General features: G+C 71.4%; 18 protein-coding genes. 5 read left to right on the top strand and 13 right to left on the bottom strand.

The annotated features are described in order from the left end of the window. Positions 1 to 45: 45 nt before the first annotated feature. The 3 genes from dnaE (at position 46) to AC3ERT_RS06690 (ending at position 5,331) form a co-directional block, all read left to right on the top strand. Positions 46 to 3,609: a DNA polymerase III subunit alpha gene (dnaE, locus tag AC3ERT_RS06700; RefSeq protein ID WP_335973752.1), complete on the top strand. Its 3,564-nt coding sequence runs from the start codon at positions 46 to 48 to the stop codon at positions 3,607 to 3,609. Between the two features lie 117 nt (positions 3,610 to 3,726). Further along, complete coding sequence (locus AC3ERT_RS06695) at positions 3,727 to 4,407, top strand: hypothetical protein (RefSeq protein WP_435133118.1); 681 nt, start codon at positions 3,727 to 3,729, stop codon at positions 4,405 to 4,407. A gap of 117 nt (positions 4,408 to 4,524) precedes the next feature. Further along, entirely contained in the window at positions 4,525 to 5,331 is an 807-nt protein-coding gene (locus AC3ERT_RS06690; protein WP_335973761.1) for a thioredoxin domain-containing protein, read from the top strand. 63 nt (positions 5,332 to 5,394) lie between these two features. Here the strand turns inward: AC3ERT_RS06690 and AC3ERT_RS06685 are convergent, their stop codons facing one another. Then, complete coding sequence (locus tag AC3ERT_RS06685; protein ID WP_335973764.1) at positions 5,395 to 5,970, bottom strand: dienelactone hydrolase family protein; 576 nt, start codon at positions 5,968 to 5,970, stop codon at positions 5,395 to 5,397. A gap of 127 nt (positions 5,971 to 6,097) precedes the next feature. Here AC3ERT_RS06685 and AC3ERT_RS06680 point away from each other — a divergent pair, with 127 nt between their 5' ends. Beyond that, positions 6,098 to 7,150 (top strand): mechanosensitive ion channel family protein, encoded by a 1,053-nt coding sequence (locus tag AC3ERT_RS06680; RefSeq protein ID WP_435133123.1) that lies wholly within the window; start codon positions 6,098 to 6,100, stop codon positions 7,148 to 7,150. Between the two features lie 22 nt (positions 7,151 to 7,172). Here the strand turns inward: AC3ERT_RS06680 and AC3ERT_RS06675 are convergent, their stop codons facing one another. The 4 genes from AC3ERT_RS06675 to AC3ERT_RS06660 all read right to left on the bottom strand — a co-directional run bounded on the left by AC3ERT_RS06675 (position 7,173) and on the right by AC3ERT_RS06660 (position 11,288). Continuing rightward, positions 7,173 to 8,765 (bottom strand): Na+/H+ antiporter, encoded by a 1,593-nt coding sequence (locus tag AC3ERT_RS06675; protein WP_335973772.1) that lies wholly within the window; start codon positions 8,763 to 8,765, stop codon positions 7,173 to 7,175. A 20-nt stretch (positions 8,766 to 8,785) separates the two neighbouring features. Further along, the gene (locus tag AC3ERT_RS06670; protein ID WP_335973776.1) at positions 8,786 to 9,727 is read right to left on the bottom strand and encodes an RluA family pseudouridine synthase; all 942 of its coding nucleotides are present in this window, start codon (positions 9,725 to 9,727) and stop codon (positions 8,786 to 8,788) included. Between the two features lie 44 nt (positions 9,728 to 9,771). Then, complete coding sequence (gene lspA / locus AC3ERT_RS06665; RefSeq protein ID WP_335973780.1) at positions 9,772 to 10,365, bottom strand: signal peptidase II; 594 nt, start codon at positions 10,363 to 10,365, stop codon at positions 9,772 to 9,774. 224 nt (positions 10,366 to 10,589) lie between these two features. Next, complete coding sequence (locus AC3ERT_RS06660; protein WP_435173159.1) at positions 10,590 to 11,288, bottom strand: TraR/DksA family transcriptional regulator; 699 nt, start codon at positions 11,286 to 11,288, stop codon at positions 10,590 to 10,592. A 599-nt stretch (positions 11,289 to 11,887) separates the two neighbouring features. Here AC3ERT_RS06660 and ileS point away from each other — a divergent pair. Further along, the gene (gene ileS / locus AC3ERT_RS06655) at positions 11,888 to 15,025 is read left to right on the top strand and encodes an isoleucine--tRNA ligase (protein ID WP_435173157.1); all 3,138 of its coding nucleotides are present in this window, start codon (positions 11,888 to 11,890) and stop codon (positions 15,023 to 15,025) included. Positions 15,026 to 15,213: 188 nt separating this feature from the next. Here the strand turns inward: ileS and AC3ERT_RS06650 are convergent, their stop codons facing one another. From AC3ERT_RS06650 to murG, 8 genes are all read right to left on the bottom strand, one after another. Then, positions 15,214 to 16,524, bottom strand: a complete 1,311-nt coding sequence (locus AC3ERT_RS06650) for a DivIVA domain-containing protein (RefSeq protein WP_435133132.1) — start codon at positions 16,522 to 16,524, stop codon at positions 15,214 to 15,216. Positions 16,525 to 16,570: 46 nt separating this feature from the next. Next, complete coding sequence (locus AC3ERT_RS06645) at positions 16,571 to 16,858, bottom strand: YggT family protein (protein WP_335973791.1); 288 nt, start codon at positions 16,856 to 16,858, stop codon at positions 16,571 to 16,573. A gap of 92 nt (positions 16,859 to 16,950) precedes the next feature. Further along, positions 16,951 to 17,568: a cell division protein SepF gene (locus AC3ERT_RS06640; RefSeq protein WP_335973794.1), complete on the bottom strand. Its 618-nt coding sequence runs from the start codon at positions 17,566 to 17,568 to the stop codon at positions 16,951 to 16,953. Between the two features lie 94 nt (positions 17,569 to 17,662). Next, positions 17,663 to 18,382, bottom strand: coding sequence for a YggS family pyridoxal phosphate-dependent enzyme (locus AC3ERT_RS06635; protein ID WP_435133136.1), 720 nt, complete (start codon positions 18,380 to 18,382; stop codon positions 17,663 to 17,665). A 6-nt stretch (positions 18,383 to 18,388) separates the two neighbouring features. Next, positions 18,389 to 19,171: a peptidoglycan editing factor PgeF gene (gene pgeF, locus AC3ERT_RS06630; protein WP_435173155.1), complete on the bottom strand. Its 783-nt coding sequence runs from the start codon at positions 19,169 to 19,171 to the stop codon at positions 18,389 to 18,391. Between the two features lie 10 nt (positions 19,172 to 19,181). Further along, complete coding sequence (gene ftsZ / locus AC3ERT_RS06625) at positions 19,182 to 20,429, bottom strand: cell division protein FtsZ (protein WP_435133141.1); 1,248 nt, start codon at positions 20,427 to 20,429, stop codon at positions 19,182 to 19,184. 261 nt (positions 20,430 to 20,690) lie between these two features. After that, positions 20,691 to 21,482, bottom strand: coding sequence for a cell division protein FtsQ/DivIB (locus AC3ERT_RS06620; protein ID WP_435133144.1), 792 nt, complete (start codon positions 21,480 to 21,482; stop codon positions 20,691 to 20,693). An 85-nt stretch (positions 21,483 to 21,567) separates the two neighbouring features. Continuing rightward, positions 21,568 to 22,656 (bottom strand): undecaprenyldiphospho-muramoylpentapeptide beta-N-acetylglucosaminyltransferase, encoded by a 1,089-nt coding sequence (murG, locus tag AC3ERT_RS06615; RefSeq protein WP_335973811.1) that lies wholly within the window; start codon positions 22,654 to 22,656, stop codon positions 21,568 to 21,570. Position 22,657: the final 1 nt, after the last annotated feature.

The raw sequence follows: 22,657 nt of genomic DNA, 5'->3' as shown, positions 1-22,657 counted from the left end.
TAGGGTGGAGCCCTCCCCCTCGACCGTCCTGGAGGTGCCAGCCCGGTGGCCGACAGCTTTGTTCACCTGCACAACCACACCGAGTACTCGATGCTCGACGGCGCCCAGCGCCTGAAGCCCATGTTCACCGAGGTCGCACGGCAGGGCATGCCCGCCATCGCGATGAGCGACCACGGCAACATGTTCGGTGCGTACGAGTTCCAGCAGGTCGCCAAGGGCTTCGACGACGTGAAGCCGATCATCGGCATCGAGGCGTACGTCGCGCCGTCGCACCGCCGGTACAAGAAGCAGGAGTTCTGGGGCCCGGGCGGCCAGCGGGCGATGTCGGACGACGGCGAGGGGAGCAAGGACGTCTCCGGCGGCGGCCGCTTCACCCACATGACGATGTGGGCGCGGAACGTCGAGGGCCTGCGGAACCTGTTCTACCTGTCGACGGAGGCCAGCTACACCGGGCAGTTCCCCGCCGGCAAGCCCCGCATGGACATGGAGCTGATCTCCGAGCACGCCGGCGGCATCATCGGCACCACCGGCTGCCCCTCGGGCGCCATCCAGACCCGGCTGCGGCTGAACCAGTACGACGAGGCGAAGAAGGTCGCCGCCTCCTACCAGGACATCCTCGGCAAGGAGAACTACTTCCTGGAGCTGATGGACCACGGGCTGGACCTGGAGCGGAACGTCCGCGGCGACCTGCTGCGGCTGGCCAAGGAGCTGGAGATCCCGCTGCTGGCCACCAACGACGCGCACTACGTCCTGGAGGAGCACGCCGACGCGCACGACAACCTGCTGTGCATCGGCGTCGGCAAGAACAAGGACGACCCGAACCGCTTCAAGTTCAACGGCACCGGCTACTACCTCAAGACCGCAGCGCAGATGCGGGAGCTGTTCCGGGAGCTGCCGGAGGCGTGCGACAACACGCTGCTGATCGCCGAGCGCATCGAGTCGTACGACGAGGTCTTCGACCTCGAGGACGAGATGCCGCAGTACCCGGACGTCCCCGAGGGCGAGACGCAGGAGTCCTGGCTGCGCAAGGAGGTCCTCAAGGGCCTGGCGATGCGCTACGGCGACCCGATCCCGGCGGAGGTGCTGGAGCGCTTCGAGACCGAGATGAAGGTCATCGGTCCGATGGGCTTCTCGTCGTACTTCCTCGTGGTCGCGGACATCTGCCGGTACGCGCGGGACAACAAGATCCCGGTCGGCCCGGGCCGCGGCTCGGCGACCGGTTCGATCGTCGCCTACGCGACCCGGATCACCGAGCTGTGCCCGCTGGAGCACGGCCTGCTCTTCGAGCGGTTCCTCAACCCCGAGCGCATCAACCCGCCGGACGTCGACCTCGACTTCGACGACCGCAAGCGGGACCAGATGGTCGCCTACGTGGTGGAGAAGTACGGCGACGAGTACACCGCGCTGGTCAACACCTTCGGCAAGCTGAAGGCGAAGAACGCGATCAAGGACACGTCGCGGATTCTCGGCTACCCCTTCGCGCACGGCGAGCGGATCACCAAGGCGCTGCCGGCCGACGTGATGGGCAAGAGCATCCCGATCGACGGCATCTTCAACCCCGAGCACCCGCGGTACGGCGAGGCCGGCGAGATCCGGACGCTCTACCAGAACGAACCGGACGTCAAGAAGGTCGTCGACAGCGCCAAGGGCGTCGAGGGCCTGATCCGCAACACCGGTGTGCACGCCGCCGCGGTCATCCTGTCGAAGACCAAGCTGACCAACCGCATTCCGCTGCACATGCGGAAGGACGGCACGAAGATCACCGGGTTCGACTACCCGTCGTGCGAGTCCATGGGCCTGGTCAAGATGGACTTCCTGGGCCTGCGCAACCTGGGCGTGATCGACCAGGCGATCCAGAACGTGCGGGAGAACCGCGGGGTCGACCTGAGCACCGAGAACATCCCGCTGGACGACAAGAACACCTACGCGCTGCTCGCCCGCGGCGACACCTTCGGCGTCTTCCAGCTCGACGGCGGCGGCATGCGGACCCTGCTCAAGGCGATGGAGCCGAGCCGGTTCGAGGACATCGCGGCGGCCCTGGCGCTGTACCGGCCGGGCCCGATGGCGGCCAACGCGCACATGAACTACGCCAGCCGCAAGACCGGCCGGCAGGCGGTCGAGCCGATCCACCCGGAGCTGAAGGACGCGCTGGAGCCGATCCTCGGCAACACCTTCCACCTGCTGATCTACCAGGAGCAGATCATGGCCATCGCCCGCCAGCTGGCGGGCTACACCCTCGGCGGCGCCGACCTGCTGCGCCGCGCGATGGGCAAGAAGAAGCCCGAGGTGCTGGCCGCGGAGTGGGAGAAGTTCCACGGCGGCATGCGGGACAACGGGTACTCCGAGGAGTCCATCAAGGCGCTGTGGGACGTCATGCTCCCGTTCTCGGGATACGCGTTCAACAAGTCGCACACCGCCGGCTACGGACTGGTGTCCTTCTGGACCGCCTACCTCAAGGCCAACTACCCGGCCGAGTACATGGCGGCCCTGCTCACCTCGGTCGGGGACGACAAGGACAAGGCGGCGATCTACCTCGCCGACGCCCGCAAGAGCGGGGTCAACGTGCTGGCGCCCGACGTGAACGCGTCCGTCGCGGAGTTCACCGCCGTCGGCGAGGACGTCCGGTTCGGGCTGAAGTCCGTCCGGAACGTCGGCGAGGGCGTGATCGAGGCGCTGATCTCGGCGCGCAAGTCCAAGGGCCAGTTCACCTCGTTCGCCGACTTCCTGGACAAGGTGAGCATCCCGGTCCTGAACAAGCGGGCCATCGAGTCGCTGATCAAGGCGGGCGCGTTCGACTCCCTCGGCCACACCCGGATGGGGCTGTCCGCGGTCTTCGAGGACGCCGTCGACGCGATCGTGCCGGTCAAGAAGGCCGAGGCGTACGGCCAGGACGACCTCTTCGCGAGCCTGGGCGGCCCCGACGAGAACGTGCAGACCTTCGGGCTGGACTTCGCGATCCCCGAGACGGAGTGGCCGCGCAAGCAACTCCTCGCCATCGAGCGGGACATGCTGGGCCTGTACGTCTCGGCGCACCCGCTGGACGGCACCGAGCACATCCTCGCCCGCAACCGCGACACCACGCTCGCCGAGCTGCTGGCCTCCGGCCAGGAGCGGCCGGTGAAGGTCGCCGGGCTCATCACCGGCGTCGACCGCAAGATGACCAAGCAGGGCAACGCGTGGGCCGCGGTCACCTTCGCCGACCGTGACGCGAGTATCGAGGTCTGCTTCTTCCCCGCGACCTACCAGCTCGTCGGCCACGCGCTCATCCCCGACAGCGTCGTCTCGATCACCGGCCGGGCCCAGGACCGCGACGGCACCATGAACATCATCGGCTCGGAGCTGGCCGAGCTGGACGTCTCCTCCGCGGAGAGCGGCGGCAAGCCGCCGGTGCAGCTGTCCTTCCGCGAGCACAAGATCCTGCGCCAGGACGCGATCAGCGAACTGCGCCGCATCCTGTCCTCGCACCCCGGCGACAGCCCGGTCCGCGCCCGCGTCGCCGGCCCGCAGAAGACCACCGTCTACGAACTCGGCTTCCTCGTCGACCCCACCACGGTCGCCTCCGAGATCAAGGTCTCCTTCGGCGCCGAGGTCTGGCTCGGCGTCGCCTAGCCGCCACCCGCAGTGAGCGCGCCGGGAGCCCCGGCCCCCGGCGCGCCCGCACTGTCTTCGTGTTGTTATCCGACCTTTAAGTCACGCATACAGGTTCGCGTGGCACACTCTGTGCCCATGGAGACCATGGGCGAGATACGTCCGCGGCTGAGGGCGGCGCGCGCCGCCCTCTTCGCCGCGCTCTGCGTCACGCTCTCCTCCACCTCCCATGTGCTGATGGCCCACCGGCCGCTGCCGCTGACCGTCGTCCTCGCCGCCTTCGCGGCCGTCTTCGCGCTGGCCTACGCGCTGGGCCGGCGCGAGCGCGGGTTCTGGGCGATCAGCGGGATGATGGTGCCGCTGGAACTGGCCGTGGACACCGTCTTCACCTCCGGCCAGCAGTCCTGCTACGGGCCCGACGGCGGCCCGGTCACCGGTTCGTGGCGGTCGCTGCACGAGGCGGTCGTCTGCCACGGCCAGGTCGGCGCCAGGCTGCCCGAGGTCTCCCCCGCGCAGGCCGCCGCCGTCCACACCGGCACGTCGGCCCTGCCGTGGCTGCTGCTGGCCGTGCACGTCTGCGTCGGCCTGGCCGCGTCCTGGTGGCTGCGGCGCGGCGAAGCCGCGGTGCACCGCGTGCTACGGGCGGTGGCCGTCGCCGCGTTCCGCCCGCTGCTGTTCGCCGCCGGCGCCGTCGCCGCCCTCACCGGCGCCACCGCCGGCCGGGTCCGCGCCGCCGCCCCGGCCGCCGGCCGGCTGGCCGCCCGGCCACTGCTGCACTCCGTCGTACGCCGGGGACCTCCGCTCGCGCTCGCCGCCTGAACGGCTCGGACGGCCGCAACGGCCGCAACGGCCTGAACAGGCGGCCGGACCGATCCGTATGTCCCCATCACACAGCCACGCGTGCGTCACGCGTCATCCCCACGGAGTCACCCAGCCATGAGCAGCAGGAACAGCAAGCAGAGCAAGGCCGCCGCCCGCGAGCGGCTGCGCGTCCAGCGCGAGAAGGAGGCGAAGCGCGCGAAGGTGCGCCGCCAGGTCCTGGTCGCCGCCGGTGTCGTGGTGGTGCTGGCCGCCGCGGGCGGCATAGCCGTGGCCGTCAACAACGCCAACAAGCCCAGCTACTGGAGCGCGGCGGCGAAGAAGACCCTGGTCAAGCCGGCCAACACCTCGGGCACCAACGGCACCACCATCACCCTCGGCGACGCGAACAACAAGAACACCGTCGAGGAGTGGGAGGACATGCGCTGCCCGTACTGCGCCGCCTACGAACAGGAGTCCGGCGCCGCGGTACTCAAGGGCGCCACCGACGGCGACTACAAGATCGTGCTGCACATGGGCACGTTCCTGGACACCAACCTCGGCGGCACCGGCTCCAAGCGGGCCCTGAGCGCGCTGGGCGCGGCCCTCAACGTGTCGACCGACGCGTTCGAGCAGTACCACACCCTGCTGTACTCGAAGACGTACCACCCGGACGAGACCACCGACAAGTTCAACGACAACGCCTACCTGCTCAAGGTCGCCGCCAAGGTGCCCGCCCTGAAGGGCAACACCAAGTTCACCACCGCGGTGAACAACGGCACCTACGACAAGTGGGCGCTGGACACCAGCGCCGCGTTCGAGAAGTACCTCGACAACAACTCGATCTCCGGCACCCCGACCGTGCACGTCAACGGCAAGAACGTGGACGTCAACGGCGTGAAGGTGGCCACGGTGCAGGCCGGCATCAAGGCCGACCTGAAGTAGCGGGCCGCGGGCCCCGCAGGCCGCAGGCTTGCGGGGCCGCGCACCCGGGCGGCCCGGGGCGGGTCAGAGGTCGCGGAGGAAGTCCAGGGCGACGGACCAGGTGGCCTCGGCGGCCTGCTCGTCGTAGTCCGGCAGGTCGGGGTCGGTGTAGAGGTGGCCGGCGCCGCGGTAGCGGAAGACCTCGACGTCGGCACCCGCCCGCCGCATCCGCAGGTACCACGCGTTGAGCCAGTCCTCCGTCTCGAACGGGTCCGGGTCGGCGACGTGGAGCTGCACGGGGATGTCGGTCGCCGCACCGTCGGCGATGTCCGAGGTACCGTGCAGGAGCAGCAGCCCGCGGGCCTTCTCGTCGCCGAGCGCGAGGTTCTGCGCGAGCGCGGCACCGACCGAGAAGCCCGCGTAGACCAGGCCCTGCTCGGAGTGCGGCGCGGCGGCGGTGATCGCCCGGCGCAGCAGCTCGTCGTTGCCGATCCCGTCGGCGATCTCCCGGCCCTCCTCGACGCTGTCGGCGGTCCGCCCGTCGAACAGGTCCGGCACGTACACCTCGTGCCCGGCCGCGCGCAGCCGCTCGGCGGCGGTGTGGACGGCGGGCCGCAGCCCGTAGGTGGAGTGCAGCAGCACGATCGTGTGAGATGTCACAAGGGGCCTTCGTTCACGGTCCGTCGGGTACACCACCCATGGTGCCAGTTGCCAGCGGCGGGCCGGACGCCGTACACAGGTGCCTTACGGGGCCGCCGACGGACAGGAACTGAAACAGGTGGTGGGCATGGAGAGCATGCTGCGGCCGATCGTGGTGGTCGGCGCCGCGGTCGTGCTGACGGTGCTGCTCGGCTGGATAGGCGACCGGGCGCTGCGCTCGGTCGACGCGCGGCACCCGGAGACCCCGCTGTGGGACCTGCTGCGGCGCTGCCGGCTGCCCTCGCAGGTGGTGCTGTGCACCGCGCTGCTGCGCGGCGCCTACCACGCCGCGCACTTCGAGGACCAGCACGCCGCCTCCATCGGGCAGGCGCTCACCCTGGTGCTGATCGCCGCGTCCGCCTGGCTGGTGGTCCGCGTCGCCGCCGCCGTCATCGACTCCTCCTACGCCCGGTACGCCGCCACCGCGCACAGCGTGCCGAAGATCCGCCGGCTGCGGACCCAACTCACCCTCATCCAGCGGGTGCTGACCGCGATCGTCGGGGTGATCGCGGTCGCCTCGATGCTGTTCACGTTCCCCGAGATGCGGACCGTCGGCGCCTCGGTGCTGGCGTCGGCCGGCATCATCGGCATCGTCGCCGGTGTCGCGGCCCAGTCCACGCTGAGCAACCTCTTCGCCGGGTTGCAGATCGCCTTCGGCGACATGGTGCGGATCGGCGACACCGTGGTGGTCGACGGCGAGTGGGGCGAGGTCGAGGAGATCACGCTCACCTTCCTCAGCGTCCGCACCTGGGACGAGCGGCGGATCACCATGCCGGTGTCGTACTTCACCAGCAAGCCGTTCGAGAACTGGTCGCGCGGCGACCCGCGGATGACCGGCGCGGTGATCTTCCACCTCGACCACTCCGCGCCCATGGACCTCATGCGCAAGCGGCTGCTGGAGATCCTGGAGCAGGCCCCGGAGTGGGACCGCCGCGCCTGGAGCCTGGTGGTGCTCGACACCACCCCGAGCACCGTCCAGGTCCGCGCCGTCGTCACCGCCAAGGACGCCGGCGACATCTTCGCGCTGCGCTGCCACATCCGCGAGCAGCTGCTCGACTGGCTGCGCGCCGAACACCCCTACGCCCTGCCGCGCGTCAACCTCCAGATGCAGGACCCCGCGCCGGACCCCACCGCCGAGTAGGTACGGCTCCTCCCCCGGCGCTCTACGCCCCGCGCATGGAGCGCAGGTCGAGGTGGCGCAGGACCCGGTCGACGATCTCGGGGTCGGAGCCGGGCTCGCTGCGGGCGGAGAGCACCTCGTGCCGGGCGGCGGACAGCATGTCGTCCTGGATACGGCGCAGCGCCTTGATCCGCTTGGCCCGCCCCGCGTGGCTCTCGCGCCGCTCGTCGTCGATGACGTCCGGCGAGATCCGGGCGCCGAGGTCCATCGCCCGGTGGTACAGCATCTCCGCGAGTTCCTCGTCGAGCGTCTCGGAGGTCTCGATCTCCTTCAGCCGCCGCCGGGCGGCCTTCATCGCGCGCAGCGCCAGCGCCCGTTCCTGGTCGTGCTCCTCCTCGACGTCCGCGCTGACCCCGAGCCTGCGCACCAGCCAGGGCAGGGTGAGGCCCTGGAGCACGAGAGTGACCAGCACCACGGAGAAGGCGATGAACAGGAGTTGGGCGCGGGCGGGGAACGGGTCGCCGTGGTCGGTGGTGAGCGGGATCGCCAGCGCGAGCGCGACCGAGGCGACCCCGCGCATCCCGGCCCACCACATGGTGACCGTCTCCCGCCAGGTCAGCGGGATGTCCTCGTCCATGTCCCGCAGCGTGTGCAGCCGCTTCGCGATGGCCGCGGCGGGCAGCAGGTACAGCAGCCGGATGCCGACCACGACCGCGACGATCAGCCCGGCGTCGCGCAGCAGCGGCCCCCAGTTCCCGGCGGCGGCGCTGAAGACGTGGTGCATCTCCAGGCCGATCAGCCCGAAGGCGATGCCGGTCACGAGGGTGTCGACGATCTCCCAGAACGTGTTGCCGGCCAGCCGCGCGGAGACGTCGTCGGCCTCGAAGGCGTACTCGGTGAGGAACAGCGCCGCGGTGAGCACCGCCAGCACCCCGGAGCCGTGCAGCCCCTCGGCGATGGTGTAGGAGGCGAAGGGCACCAGCAGCGACAGGCCGATCTGCAAGGTGGCGTCGCCGACCACGCCCATCAGCTTGTTGGCGCCCCAGCCGAGTGCCAGCCCGACGGCGACCGCGACCACCGCGGACAGCACGAACTCCAGGATGGCGTGCGGCAGCGAGAAGTGGCCGGAGACCACCGCGGCGACGGCCACGTGGTAGAGCACGATCGCGGTGACGTCGTTGAAGAGCCCCTCGCCCTCCAGGATGGAGATCATCCGGCGGGGCAGGCCGAGGCTGCCGGCCACCGCGGTCGCCGCGACCGGGTCCGGCGGCGCCACCAGGGCGCCCAGCGTGGCCGCGGCGGCCAGGGTGATCCCAGGCACGACCACGTCGGCGACGGCCGCGACGGCGGCGGTGGTGAGGAACACCAGCGCGACCGCCAGCAGGAAGATCGCCCGCCGGTTGGCCGCGAACTGCCGCCAGGACGTGCGCTGCACCGACGCGTACAGCAGCGGCGGCAGCACCAGCGGCAGGATCAGATCGGGGTTGATCTGGATGTTCGGCACCTGCGGGATCAGCGCCAGGATGCCACCCACCACGGTCATCAGCACCGGCGAGGGCAGCCCGACCCGGTCCGCGACGGGCACCATGACGATCGCGGCCAGCATGATCGCGAAGAACAGCGCGAGTTGGTCCACGCCGCTAGGTTGCCACGCGGCTACTGGCTGTCGGCCCGCACCACGTCCAGCGCGGCCTGGAGGTCTGCCGGGTATGTGCTTTCGAACTCGACCCACTCGCCGTCGGCGGGGTGCTCGAAGCCCAGCCGTACCGCGTGCAGCCATTGCCGGGTCAGCCCCAGCCGCTTGGCGAGCGTCGGGTCCGCGCCGTAGGTGAGGTCGCCGGCGCAGGGGTGGCGGTGCGCGGACATGTGCACTCGGATCTGGTGGGTGCGGCCGGTCTCCAGCTTGATGTCGAGCAGGCTCGCGGAGCGGAACGCCTCGATCAGGTCGTAGTGCGTCACGGACGGCTTGCCGTCGGCGACGACCGCCCACTTGTAGTCGTGGGTGGGGTGGCGGCCGATCGGCGCGTCGATGGTGCCGCTCATCGGGTCCGGGTGGCCCTGCACCAGGGCGTGGTAGCGCTTGTCGACCACCCGGTCCCGGAACTGCTGCTTCAGCCGGGTGTACGCCCGCTCGGACTTGGCCACGACCATCAGCCCGGAGGTGCCGACGTCCAGCCGGTGCACGATGCCCTGGCGCTCGGCGGCGCCCGACGTCGAGATCCGGTACCCGGCGGCGGCCAGCCCGCCGATCACGGTGGTCCCGGTCCACCCGGGGCTGGGGTGCGCGGCCACGCCGACCGGCTTGACGACGACCACCACGTCGTCGTCGTCGTGCACGATCTCCATGCCCTCGACGGGCTCGGCGACGATCTGCACCGGGGCCGGGGGCGCCGGCATCTCCACTTCCAGCCACGCCCCGCCGTGCACCCGCTCGGACTTGCCGGCCGCGGCACCGTCGATCGACACCTTCCCGGACGCGGCGAGCTCGGCCGCCTTCGTCCTGGAGAAGCCGAACATACGGGAGATGGCGGCGTCGACGCGCTCGCCCTCCAAGCCGTCGGGCACGGGCAGGGAGCGGACCTCGGGAAGCGTACTCACCCGGTCGAGTATGCCGGACGCGGCGCGGCCGAAGTGCCCGCAGGTCAGTCCTGGGGGCCGTCGTCCTCGCGCTGCTGGCGCCTGCCGTCGGGCTCGATGCCGAGGAAGGACAGCAGCACGATCAGGACGCCCCCGCAGGTGATCGCGGAGTCGGCGAGGTTGAAGATCGCGAAGTGCTCGGGCGCGATGAAGTCCACCACCCGGCCCTGGAAGCCGCCGGGCGCGCGGAAGACCCGGTCGGTGAGGTTGCCGAAGGCCCCTCCGAGGAGCAGGCCCAGCGCGATCGCCCACGGCACGCTGTACAGGCGGCGCGACAGCCGGGCGATCACCACGATCACGCCCACCGCGATCACCGTGAACACCACGGTCATGCCCTGGCCCATGCCGAATGCGGCGCCCGCGTTGCGGATGGCGTCCAGCCGCAGGTAGTGGCCGAACACGTCGATCGGGGCGTGGTGCTCCAGGCTGTGCACGACCCACAGCTTCGAGAGCAGGTCCAGCAGGTACGCGAGCGCGGCGACACCTATCAGCACCGCCACCCGCCGCCGCCCCCGCGGGGACGCCGGCGCGGCTTCCTCCGCACCCGCGTCCCCGTCCGGTGTCTCCGGTGTGGCGATGGTGCGCTCCGCTTCCGTCACGTCAGTCCCTAGCTGTGTGTGCCCGACCCTCGGTGCGAGGGTACCAAGGGGGCCCGACCCCCCGGGCTGCCCCGTGCTGCCGGTTCCGGGACCACCTCCCGGTGGTGGGCTGGTCGCGCCCGCAGGGGCGCGGGGAACTGCGCGACCAGCCACCGCGGACCGAGAGGTCCCGGAACCGGCAGCACAGGGGCACCCGGGGGGTCGGGCCCCGCCGCCCGCAGAAGCTAACGGCGCTCCTGGCGCTGTTTGTCGTCCAGGCAGAGGGTCGCGCGGGGGAACGCCTGCATGCGGGCCTTGCCGATGGGCTTGCCGCAGACCTCGCAGAGCCCGTAGGTGCCCTCGTCGAGGCGGCGCAGCGCGTGGTCCGCCTGGGTGAGCATCTCCCGGGTGTTCGCGGCGAGCGCGAGTTCCGACTCGCGGGTGATGTTCTTGGACCCGGTGTCGGCCTCGTCGCCCGCGCCGTCGCCGGAGTCCCGCAGCAGCCCGGCCACCGCGGCCTCGGAGGAGGCGATCTCCGTGCGGAGCCGCTCCACCTCGGCGAGCAGTTCCGCGCGGGCCTCCTCGATCTCCTCGGGGGTCCACGGGTCCTCGCCGGGCAGCACCGCGAGGCTGCCGGGCTCCGCCGCGATCCGCGCCGCGGGCACCGCGGAGTCGGCCGCCTTCGCCACGGTCTTCTTAGCTGCCACCTTGCGGGCTCCTGTCTTCTTCGCCGCCGTCTTCCCGGCGGCGGCCGCCTTCTTGGCCGGTGCCTTCTTGGCCGGTGCCTTCTTGACCGCGGCCTTCTCGGCGGCGGTCCGGCCGGCCGCCGTCTTCTTCGCCGCCACCTTCTTCGCTGCCTTCTTCGCCGCGGCCTTCTTCGCGGGCGTCTTCCCGGCCGCGGGCTGCTTCACCGCCGCGGTCTCGGCGGACTTCTTGACGACCATGGCCGCGGCCCCTTCACCTCAGTGATCTCGTTCGCGAATCGTGCCGGAAACGGTAAATCGGGCACCGACCCGCGGCAACGGGGCGCGCTGCCGGGCCGACCGGCCCCTTCGGCGGGAACCGGTCTGCATCCGTTGTGCCCAGCTCACGGTCAGGTATTCCGCCGCGAGCCGCGAACCATGCCGCATCCTGGAACAAACGCCGCCATCAGGGTCAGTGCCCGCGCCCCCGGGCGCGCCCCTCGGCGCGGGCGAAAACCGTGCGCGGGCGCGCCGCGCGGGCCCGTACACTGGGCGCAGCGAAAGGCGTGGATGGGACGAGTAGCGCCGCACGCAGCCATGAGCGACCCGGGGACGGTGGAAGCCCGGGGGCGTGCGCGGTGTGAAGATCACCCCGGAGCCGCCGGAAGAAGGCCCACGGGCGCGCACCGCCCGTCTGCTGGTAGAACCGGCCTCGCGACCCCAATGAGGGGGCGGTGGGTCCCGTACGGGCCCGGACACCGCCAAGGAGGGTGGTACCGCGGGAGCGCCGGCACGGGTTCTCGTCCCTCCGACGGAAGAACGCGACCAGCGCCAAGCGTCCGCCGGAGGAAGAACCCCTGATGAGCCAGCCGCAGTACCGCCAGGTGCCCGCCCAGGTCGACCTGCCCGCCCTCGAACGCGAGGTGCTGGAGCTGTGGAGCGACCGGAAGACCTTCGCCCGTTCGGTCCAGCAGTCCGAGGGCCGCCCCGACTGGATCTTCTACGAGGGCCCGCCCACCGCCAACGGCATGCCCGGCGCCCACCACATCGAGGCCCGGGTCTTCAAGGACGTCTTCCCGCGCTTCAAGACCATGCAGGGCCACCACGTGACCCGCAAGGCCGGCTGGGACTGCCACGGCCTGCCGGTCGAGCTGGCGGTGGAGAAGGAGCTGGGCTTCACCGGCAAGCAGGACATCGAGAAGTACGGCATCGCGGAGTTCAACGCGAAGTGCCGTGCCTCGGTGACCCGCCACACCGACGCCTTCACCGAGCTGACCACGCGCATGGGTTACTGGGTGGACCTCGACGACGCCTACCGCACCATGGACCCGCAGTACATCGAGTCGGTGTGGTGGTCGCTGAAGCAGATCTTCGACAAGGGCCTGCTCGTCCAGGACTACCGGGTCGCGCCCTGGTGCCCCCGCGACCAGACCGGGCTGTCCGACCACGAGCTCGCGCAAGGGTACGAGACGGTCGTCGACCCGTCGGTCTACGTGCGCTTCCCGCTCACCTCGGGGCCGCTGGCCGGTCAGGCCGCGCTCCTGGTGTGGACGACCACCCCCTGGACGCTGGTCTCCAACACCGCGGTCGCCGCCCACCCCGAGGTCACCTACGTGGTGGCCACCGACGGGACCGAGCAGCTGATCGTCGCCGAGCCGCTGCTCGGCAAGGCGCTGGGCGAAGGGTGGACGGCCACCGGGCAGACCTTCACCGGGCGCGAGATGGAGCGCTGGACCTACCGGCGCCCGTTCGACTACGTCGAGATCCCCGACGCGCACTTCGTCGTCAACGCCGAGTACGTCACCACCGAGGACGGCACCGGTCTGGTGCACCAGTCCCCCGCGTTCGGCGAGGACGACCTGAAGACCTGCCGCGCGTACGACCTGCCGGTGGTCAACCCGGTCCGCCCGGACGGCACCTTCGAGCCGGACGTGCCCAAGGTCGGCGGGGTGTTCTTCAAGAAGGCCGACGAGACGCTGGTCGCCGAACTCGACGCGGCCGGCCGCCTCTTCCGGCACCTGCCGTACGAGCACAGCTACCCGCACTGCTGGCGCTGCCACACCGCGCTGCTCTACTACGCCCAGCCGTCCTGGTACATCCGCACCACCGCGGTCAAGGACGCGCTGCTGCGGGAGAACGAGCGCACCAACTGGTACCCGGAGACCGTCAAGCACGGCCGCTTCGGGGACTGGCTGGACAACAACGTGGACTGGGCGCTGTCCCGCAGCCGCTACTGGGGCACTCCGCTGCCCATCTGGCGCTGCGCCGACGGCCACCTCACCTGCGTCGGCTCGCGGGCGGAGCTGACCGAGCTGACCGGCACCGACCAGTCCGGGCTCGACCCGCACCGCCCGTACATCGACGCGGTCACCTTCCCCTGCCCGACCTGCCGGGCGACCGCGACCCGGGTGCCGGAGGTGATCGACGCCTGGTACGACTCGGGGTCGATGCCGTTCGCGCAGTGGGGCTACCCGTACCGCAACAAGGAGCTGTTCGAGCGGACCTACCCCGCGCAGTTCATCTCCGAGGCGATCGACCAGACCCGCGGCTGGTTCTACACGCTGATGGCGATCGGCACCCTGGTCTTCGACCGGTCCAGTTACGAGAACGTGGTCTGCCTGGGCCACATCCTCGCCGAGGACGGCCGCAAGATGTCCAAGCACCTGGGGAACATCCTCCAGCCGATCCCGTTGATGGACCAGCACGGCGCGGACGCGGTGCGCTGGTTCATGGCGGCGGGCGGCTCGCCGTGGGCGGCCCGCCGGGTCGGGCACGGCACCATCCAGGAGGTGGTGCGCAAGACGCTGCTCACCTACTGGAACACCGTCGCCTTCCAGGCGCTGTACGCCCGCACCTCCCACTGGGCGCCGTCCGCGGCCGACCCGGCGGTGGCGGACCGGCCGCTGCTGGACCGCTGGCTGGTCGGCGAGGTGAACGCGCTGGTGCGCGACACCACCGAGGCGCTGGAGGACTTCGACACCCAGCGGGCCGGCAAGCTGCTCTCCGCGTTCGTCGACGACCTGTCCAACTGGTACGTACGGCGCTCCCGGCGGCGGTTCTGGCAGGGTGACGCGGCGGCGCTGCGCACCCTGCACGACGTGCTGGAGACCTTTACCCGGCTGATGGCGCCGCTGGTGCCGTTCATCACCGAGCGGGTCTGGCAGGACCTGGTGGTCCCGGTGGTGCCCGACGCCCCGGACTCGGTGCACCTCGCGCAGTGGCCGGTGGCCGACGCCGACCGGATCGACCCGGAGCTGTCGGAGCAGGTGCGGCTGGTGCGCCGGCTGGTCGAACTCGGCCGCGCCACCCGCGCGGAGTCCGGGGTCAAGACCCGGCAGCCGCTGTCCCGGGCGCTGGTGGCGGCGAGCGGCTTCGGCACGCTGCCGGCCGAGTTGCGGGACCAGATCGCGGAGGAGCTGAACGTCTCCTCGCTGGCGGCGCTCGCCGAGGTCGGCGGGTCGCTGGTGGACACCACCGCCAAGGCGAACTTCCGGGCGCTGGGCAAGCGGTTCGGCAAGGGGGTGCAGGCGGTCGCGGCCGCGGTCGCCGCCGCGGACGCCGCGGTGCTCGCGGCCGAGCTGCGGGAGCGGGGCGCCACCAGCGTGCAGGTCGACGGGGAGACGGTGGAGTTGTCCCCGGAGGAGGTCATCGTCACGGAGACCCCGCGCGAGGGCTGGTCCGTCGCCTCGGACTCCGGTGCGACCGTCGCGCTCGACCTCGCGATCACGCCGGAGCTGCGGCTCGCCGGGCTCGCCCGGGACGCGATCCGGTTGATCCAGGAGGCCCGCAAACAGTCCGGGTTGGACGTCGCCGACCGCATCGCGGTGCGCTGGTCGGCGCGGGACGCCGATGTCGTCACCGCCCTGACCACGCACGCCGGGCTGATCGCGGAGGAGGTGCTCGCCGTGGACTTCGCCCAGGGCGCGCCCACCGCCGACTTCGGCCCCGCCTTCACCGACGAGCCGCTCACCTTGGTCTTCCACCTGCACAAGGCCTGACCGCGCAGGTCCCCGCCGCCTCTTGAGGGTGCCCGCCACCCTCGAGGGGCGGCTCGCGGTGCCCTCGGCAAGCAGGCGGGCGGACAGGAAACGGCAAAAAGGTCCGGGCCCCACTGGGGAAATGTTTCCCCGGGGGCCCGGACCTTCGTCGTGCTGGACGGGTGGCGCTACCGCGCCGACCTAACTGTTCAGTTGTCGTCCTCGTCGATGAGGAACCCGCGCATCGGCGTGGGCGCCTGCTGCAACGGCTGCGGGCCCTGGGGCCGCACCGGTGCCATCGGCTGGGTCATCGCGGGCGACATCTGCTGCTGGCCGCCGTACGTCGGGCCGGGCGTGTGGCCGTTGCTCATGGCGCCGTTGCCCATCGCCGCGTTGCTCATGGCGCCGTTCTGCGCGCCGCCGCCGTAGGACGGTCCGCCGGAGCCGCTGTGGCCCATGGACGCACCGGCACCCGCGGGCGCCATTCCGCCCATGGAGCTGTTGCCGCCCATCGACCCGCCGCCCATGGAGGGCGCGGAGGGCAGCGACGGCGCGGGCGGGGAGGTCCGCGGCGGGGCGAGCGAGTCGTCCGCCTGGTTCTCCAACTGGCGCAGCTGCGACTCCAGGTAGGACTTCAGCCGGGTGCGGTACTCCCGCTCGAAGCCGCGCAGGTCCTCGACCTTGCGCTCGAGCGTGGCCCGCGCGGACTCCAGGGAGCCCATCGCGACGCGGTGCTTCTCCTGGGCGTCCCGCTCCAGCGCGTCGGCCTTGGCGCGGGCGTCCCGCTCCAGGCCCTCGGCGCGGCTGCGCGCCTCACCGACGATCTTGTTGGCCTCGGAGCGCGCCTCGGCGATGGCCTGGTCCGCGGTCTGCTGGGCGAGCGAGAGGACGCGGGCGGCGCTGTCGCCACCGGGGCCCTGCTGCTGCATCGGGTGCTGGCCCATCGGGCCGGGGCCGCCGGGGCCCTGCATACCCGGTCCACCGGGACCGCCGGGACCCTGCATGCCCGGGCCGCCGGGGCCCTGCATGCCGCCGGGACCCTGCTGCTGCATGGGGTGCCCCTGCTGCATCGGGTGCTGGCCGCCCATCTGCCCCATCGGGCCGGGGCCCTGCTGCATGGGGTGCTGGCCCATCTGCTGCATCGGGCCGGGCCCGTGCTGCTGCTGGCCGCTCGGTCCAGCCGGCAACTGCGGCGCGCCGCCCGGCAGCTGGGGCGGACCCACCTGCTGCTGCGGCATCTGCTGCTGCACCGGCTGCGGACCGGATATGGCGGCGGGCACCGGACGATCCTGCTGCTCCGGCTTGCGCATGTTCTGCTGCGACTGCTGCTGCTGGTTGGCAGCGGCGGCCCGAGTCGCGGCGGCCAGCTTGGCCCGCAGGTCCTCGTTCTCGCGGAGCAGTCGGGTCAGCTCCGCCTCCACCTCGTCGAGGAAGGCGTCGACCTCGTCCTCGTCATAGCCCTCTCGGAGGCGGACGGTCGTGAACTGCTTGTTCCGAACGTCCTCGGGGGTCAGCGGCATCTCTTCACCTCAACGTGATCGTCGACATATCGGGAGCCCGCACCGTTCACATCAGACCCCCGACGACGGAGATCAGGATGTATACGATGATCATCAATACGAAGAAGGACAGGTCGAGCGCCACGCCCCCGAGACGTAGCGGCGGAATGAAACGCCGCAGAAGCTTAAGTGGCGGATCGGTGACAGTGTAGGCGGCCTCCAGGATGACCACCATCGCCTTCCCAGGGTGCCATGAACGGGCGAACTGGAAGACGTAATCCATCACCAAACGGAAGATGAGCACGAACAGGAGGCAGTACAGCGCGATGTACAGCACCTGGAGTGCGACATTCATCGCGCTTCCCTCTCCCCTGCTCATCCATCGGCCTGCCGACCGGGTCCTACATGTCGTGCGGTTGCGTTCTGCCTGGTCAGACCAGGTTCAGGCTAGCTCTGGTTGAAGAACCCACCCTCGGCGATGCGAGCCTTGTCCTCCGCCGTGACATCGACGTTAGCAGGCGAGAGCAGGAAGACCTTCTGCGTCACCCGCTCGATGCTGCCGTGCAGGCCGAAGACCAGACCGGCGGCAAAGTCGACAAGTCGCTTCGCGTCGGTGTCGTCCATCTCCGTCAAGTTCATGATCACCGGGGTGCCTTCGCGGAAGTGTTCCCCGATGGTACGGGCTTCGTTGTAGGTCCGGGGGTGCAGCGTGGTGATCCGGTACGGCTCCCGCTCTGACACGACCTTGGGCATGATCACCGGTGCGTTCTTCTCCAGGTTCTGGCGTTCGGGTGTGATGGATGCCACTGGGGCGATCCGCGGTTCGCGCGGCGCCGGGGCATGTACCAGTCGCGGGGGTTCGTCCTGCGGCTGCGGGCTCGGCGCCACGTGCTGGCTGTGCGGTCGGCGGGGGGCGACGTGCTCGGGCTCCGGGTCGGCGCGACCGCTGGGCGGCGCGGCCATCTCGGGCTCGAACTCGTCGTCAGGGTCAAAACCCGGCCCGTCGTACCCGTCGTCCTCCACGAGGCCGAGGTAGACCGCCATCTTGCGCATCGCGCCGGCCATGCTCTGCGTCCTCTCAGCGGGGGTTCGGTCCGCGGCCGCCGCCTCGGCGGCCGCCACACCATATTTATGCTGTGGTCCGACTTGTTTGGTGACGTTACCGGAGCCCGGGACGGACTCCGAGTACCGCCGTACCGACGCGTACATGTGTCGCTCCGGCCGCCACCGCTTCGTCGAGATCCTGACTCATCCCTGCCGAGACCATGTTCGCAGCCGGATGCGTCTCGCGCAGGCGGGATGAGATTTCCACCAACCGATCGAAGGCCGCCCGCGGTTGGCCGGCGTACCGGCCGGCGAGCGGGGCGACGGTCATCACGCCGTCGAGCCGCAGCCCGTCGGCGGCGGCGATGGCGTCGGCGAGCGGGCCCACCGCGTCGGGAGCCACCCCGCCGCGCTCGCCGCGGTCGCCGGACTCGGCGTCCAGGGCGACCTGGACCAGGCAGCCGAGCGGTCTGCCCGCGGCCACCGCCGCGCCGGACAGCGCGGCGACCAGGCGGGGGCGGTCGACCGAGTGCACATGGTCAGCGTAACGGACCACGGAGCGCACCTTGTTGGTCTGCAACTGCCCCACGAAGTGCCAGGTCAGCGGGAGTTCGGCGCAGGCGGCCGCCTTGGGCGCGGCGTCCTGGTCGCGGTTCTCGGCCACGTGCCGGACGCCGAGCCCGGCCAACGTGCGGACGTCCTCGGCCGGATAGGTCTTCGTCACCACGATCAGGGTGACCTCGTCGCGGCCGCGGCCGGCCGCGTCGCACGCGCGCGCGATCCGGTCGCGCACCGCCGCGAGGTTCACGGAGATCTGTTCGACTCTGCTGGGCACGCGCGTTCACCCGGTCCGTTCCGGCGCCGGGGCGCCCGCGCCGGCAGCGCCGGCAGGTCCGCCGTCGCACCAGACGTAGCCGGCCAGCCGACCGGTGGTGCGGTCGCGGCGGTAGGAGAAGTGGTCCGCGGACTCCCGCGTGCAGACGGCCGGCCCCTCGACCACCCGTACGCCGCAGCGCGCGAGTTGGGCGGTCACTCCGGCGCCCACGTCGAGCGCGGGCGTACCCCAGCTCGTTTCGGCGTACGACTCGGGCACGGCGGCCGCGACCTCGCTCCGGAGCGCGGCGGGCACTTCATAGCACTTACCGCACACCGAGGGGCCGAGCAGTGCGCTGATCCGCTCCCGGCGTGCGCCGTGCTCGACCATCGCGTCCACGGCCGCCGGCACCACGCCGGCCAGCAGGCCGGGGCGCCCGGCGTGCGCGGCGGCGACCACCCCGGCGTCGGGGTCGGCGAGCAGCACCGGCACGCAGTCGGCGGTGAGCACCGCGAGGGTGAGGTCGGCGCGGGTGGTGACGACGGCGTCGGCGGCGGGCGCCGGCCGGTCGCCCCACGGGCGGTCGACGGCGACGACGTCGCGGCCGTGCACCTGGTGCATCCACACCACGCGCGCGGGGTCGCGGCCCAGCGCCCGCGCGGCGCGGTCCCGGTTCGCCAGGACGGCGGCCGGCTCGTCGCCCACCGCGCCACCGAGGTTGAGGCTGTCATACGGAACGGCGCTCACCCCGCCCCACCGGTCGGTGAAGGCGAAGTGCGCGCCGCCCACGGTCGTGCTGTGTCCTATCACTGCCGGGCGGTCACTTCAGGAAGTCGGGGACGTCGAGTTCCTCGACGGCCGGGTCCTGGTACGGCCGGGCCGGCGGGACCAGCGGGCCGACCGGGGTCGGGGCAGTCTCGGCGACCGGCTCGCTCTCCGGCTCCGGGTCGCGCTCGGCCGGCGGGGCCGGCACGCTGCCGATGCCGGTGAACGACGAGGTGGGCCGGCCGGCGTCGGAGCCGGCGGCGCGGCCGGCGCCGGAGGGGCCGGTGCCGCTGCCGGAGTCCTCGCGGGCGGTGTAGCCGCCGACCAGCTTCTCCCGGCCGCCCTTGGTGGGCGGCTGGCCGCCGTCGAAGCCGGCGGCGATCACGGTGACCCGCACCTCGTCGCCGAGGGCGTCGTCGATGACCGCGCCGAAGATGATGTTCGCCTCGGGGTGGGCGGCCTCGCTGACCAGTTGGGCCGCTTCGTTGATCTCGAACAGGCCGAGGTCGGAGCCGCCGGAGATGGACAGCAGCACACCGCGGGCGCCGTCGATGGAGGCTTCCAGCAGCGGCGAGGAGATCGCCATCTCGGCCGCGGCGACCGCGCGGTCGTCGCCGCGGGCGGAGCCGATGCCCATGAGCGCCGAACCCGCCTCGGACATCACCGACTTGACGTCGGCGAAGTCGAGGTTGATCAGGCCCGGGGTGGTGATCAGGTCGGTGATGCCCTGCACACCGGACAGCAGCACCTGGTCCGCGGAGCGGAAGGCGTCCAGGACGCTCACCTGGCGGTCGGAGATCGACAGCAGCCGGTCGTTGGGGATCACGATCAGGGTGTCGACGTTCTCGCGCAGGCCGGCGATGCCGTCCTCGGCCTGGTTGGCGCGACGCCGGCCCTCGAAGGTGAAGGGGCGGGTCACCACACCGATGGTCAGCGCGCCGAGCGAGCGGGCGATGTTGGCCACGACGGGGGCGCCACCGGTGCCGGTGCCGCCGCCCTCGCCCGCGGTGACGAAGACCATGTCGGCGCCCTTGAGCACCTCTTCGATCTCCTCGCGGTGGTCCTCCGCCGCCTTGCGGCCGACGTCGGGGTTGGCGCCCGCACCGAGGCCCCGGGTCAGTTCGCGGCCGACGTCGAGCTTGACGTCGGCGTCGCTCATGAGCAGGGCCTGTGCATCGGTGTTGATCGCGATGAACTCGACGCCCTTGAGACCGACCTCGATCATCCGGTTGATGGCGTTGACGCCACCGCCGCCGATGCCGACGACTTTGATGACTGCGAGATAGTTCTGCGGTGCTGCCACGTCGAAGGCCTCTCGCCTCGAGTTACGAATCGGTGGGACGGTCGGTTACGCTCGCCGATGCCGGGACGAACCCTAACGCTGAGGTTTAGGGTTAGCCGTAAGCGGGTCCCATGTGTTCCCTTGGGACGAGACACTAAGTCGACAAGCGGTGGCGGTTCAACGAACACGCCGAACCTCCCGTTTTTCTTTTCACCCTATGTGATCACGCTGTCCGTTGCGTAGCCGGGGCCGCACGCCTTGTCCCGCTTGGCCGGCGCCGCGTCAACTCCCTGACGCGGCAGGGGCGGTGGGCGCACTGACGTCGTAGTGCGTCGCGTCGGGCTGCGCCTTCATCAGTGCGGTGAGCACGCGGGCCTTGGCTGCGCCGTCCGTGCTGCTCCCCCACACCACCTCGCGCCCGCCGGAGAGTTCGACGGTGATGCCGTCGTAGGAGCGCACCCGGATCGCGGTGGCGTGGCCGTTCAGGGCACGCGGCAGATCGGCGGAGACCTCGATGGCCGCGCGCAGCAGTCCCTTGGTGCCGAACTGGCGGACGCTGGCCGCGCGCGGGGCGGCCAACTGGATCAGCGGAACGCCGCGGGGGGCCTTCGCCACGGTGGCGAACCGGACGCCGCCGCGGTCGACTTCGGTGTACCGGGTGCCGTTCTTCAGGACGGCCGACGGGGTGCGTTCGGTGATCCTCAACCGCACGGTGTGCGGCCAGGAGCGCTCCACCGCCACATGGTCGATCCGCGGCAGCGCGGCGGTGAGGCGTCTGCTGACGGCGCCGGTGTCCACGGAGAACAGGGCGCCGCCGAGGGGGACTTTCGCCGCACCGACGATCTGATCATCGGTCAATACGGAATTACCGCTGACCTTGACGTGCTCGGCCCGCAGCAGCGGGGAGCCGTAGACCAGATAGCCGCCGCCCCCGCCGACCACGGTCAGCGCGACCAGCCCCAGCAGCAGGGCGCGGCGCCGGCGGCGCACCCGGGAACTCCCGGAATCCGTCCGGCTGGACGGGCGCGGCCCGCCCTCCACACGGCTCGCGCCGGGCGATGCGAGTCGGGTCATCTCGGCCTCCGATGTGGGCGGTAATGCCCCTATCCTGCAACGTGTCGGCCCGCGGCCGCGGCAACGCGCGGCGGCGGGAGCGGCGTCAGCGCCGGGCGGCCACCGCTTCGTACACCATGCGCACCAGCAGGTCGTCCGCGTCGCGGCGGCCGAACTCGGCGGCGGCGCGGGACATGTCGTACAGCCGGTGCGGGTCGGTGAGCACCGGCAGCACCTGGCCCAGCACCCAGTCCGTCGTCAGTTCCGCGTCGTCGACGAGGAGTCCGCCGCCGGCCCGGACCACCGGCTGCGCGTTGAGCCGCTGCTCGCCGTTGCCGATCGGCAGCGGCACGTACGCCGCGGGCAGCCCGACCGCGGAGAGTTCGGCGACGGTCATCGCACCGGCCCGGCACAGCATCATGTCCGCGGCGGCGTAGGCGAGATCCATCCGATCGAGGTACGGCACCGGCCGGTACGGCGGCATCCCGGGCATGTTGTCGGACTGCGGCAGTTCGTTCTTCGGGCCGACCGCGTGCAGGATCTGCACTCCGGACTGCTGGAGCCGCGGGGCGACGGCGGCCACCACCTCGTTGAGCCGCCGGGCGCCCTGGGAACCGCCGGAGACCAGCAGCGTCGGCAGGTTCTGGTCCAGGCCGAAGGCGTGCCGGGCCTCCGGGCGGGCGGCGGCCCGGTCGAGCGTGGCGATGGACCGGCGCAGCGGGATGCCGATGTAGTGGGCGTCGCGCAGCTTGCTGTCCGGGGTGGCGACGGCCACGGTGTGCGCGTAGCGGGAGCCGATCTTGTTGGCCAGGCCCGGGCGGGCGTTGGCCTCGTGGACGACGATCGGCACGCCCAGGCGCTTGGCGGCGAGGTAGCCGGGCAGGGCGACGTAGCCGCCGAAGCCGACGAGGCAGTCCGCCTTGGTGCGTTCGAGTACCTGCTCGGCGGCCTTGATGGTGCCGCGCAGCCGCCCGGGCACGGTGATGAGTTCGGGGGTGGGCCGGCGCGGCAGCGGCACCGCGGGGATGAGGGCGAGTTCGTAGCCGCGTTCGGGCACGAGCCTGGTCTCCAGTCCGCGCTCGGTGCCCAGTGCGGTGATGCCCACGGCCGGGTCCTGCCGGCGCAGGGCGTCGGCGAGCGCGAGTGCCGGCTCGATGTGGCCGGCGGTCCCGCCGCCGGCGAGTACGACATGCACC

Source organism: Actinacidiphila sp. bgisy145, assembly GCF_057708125.1.
The sequence above is the reverse complement of the archived record's forward strand: the minus strand, read 5'-3'. Positions and strand labels throughout refer to the sequence as shown.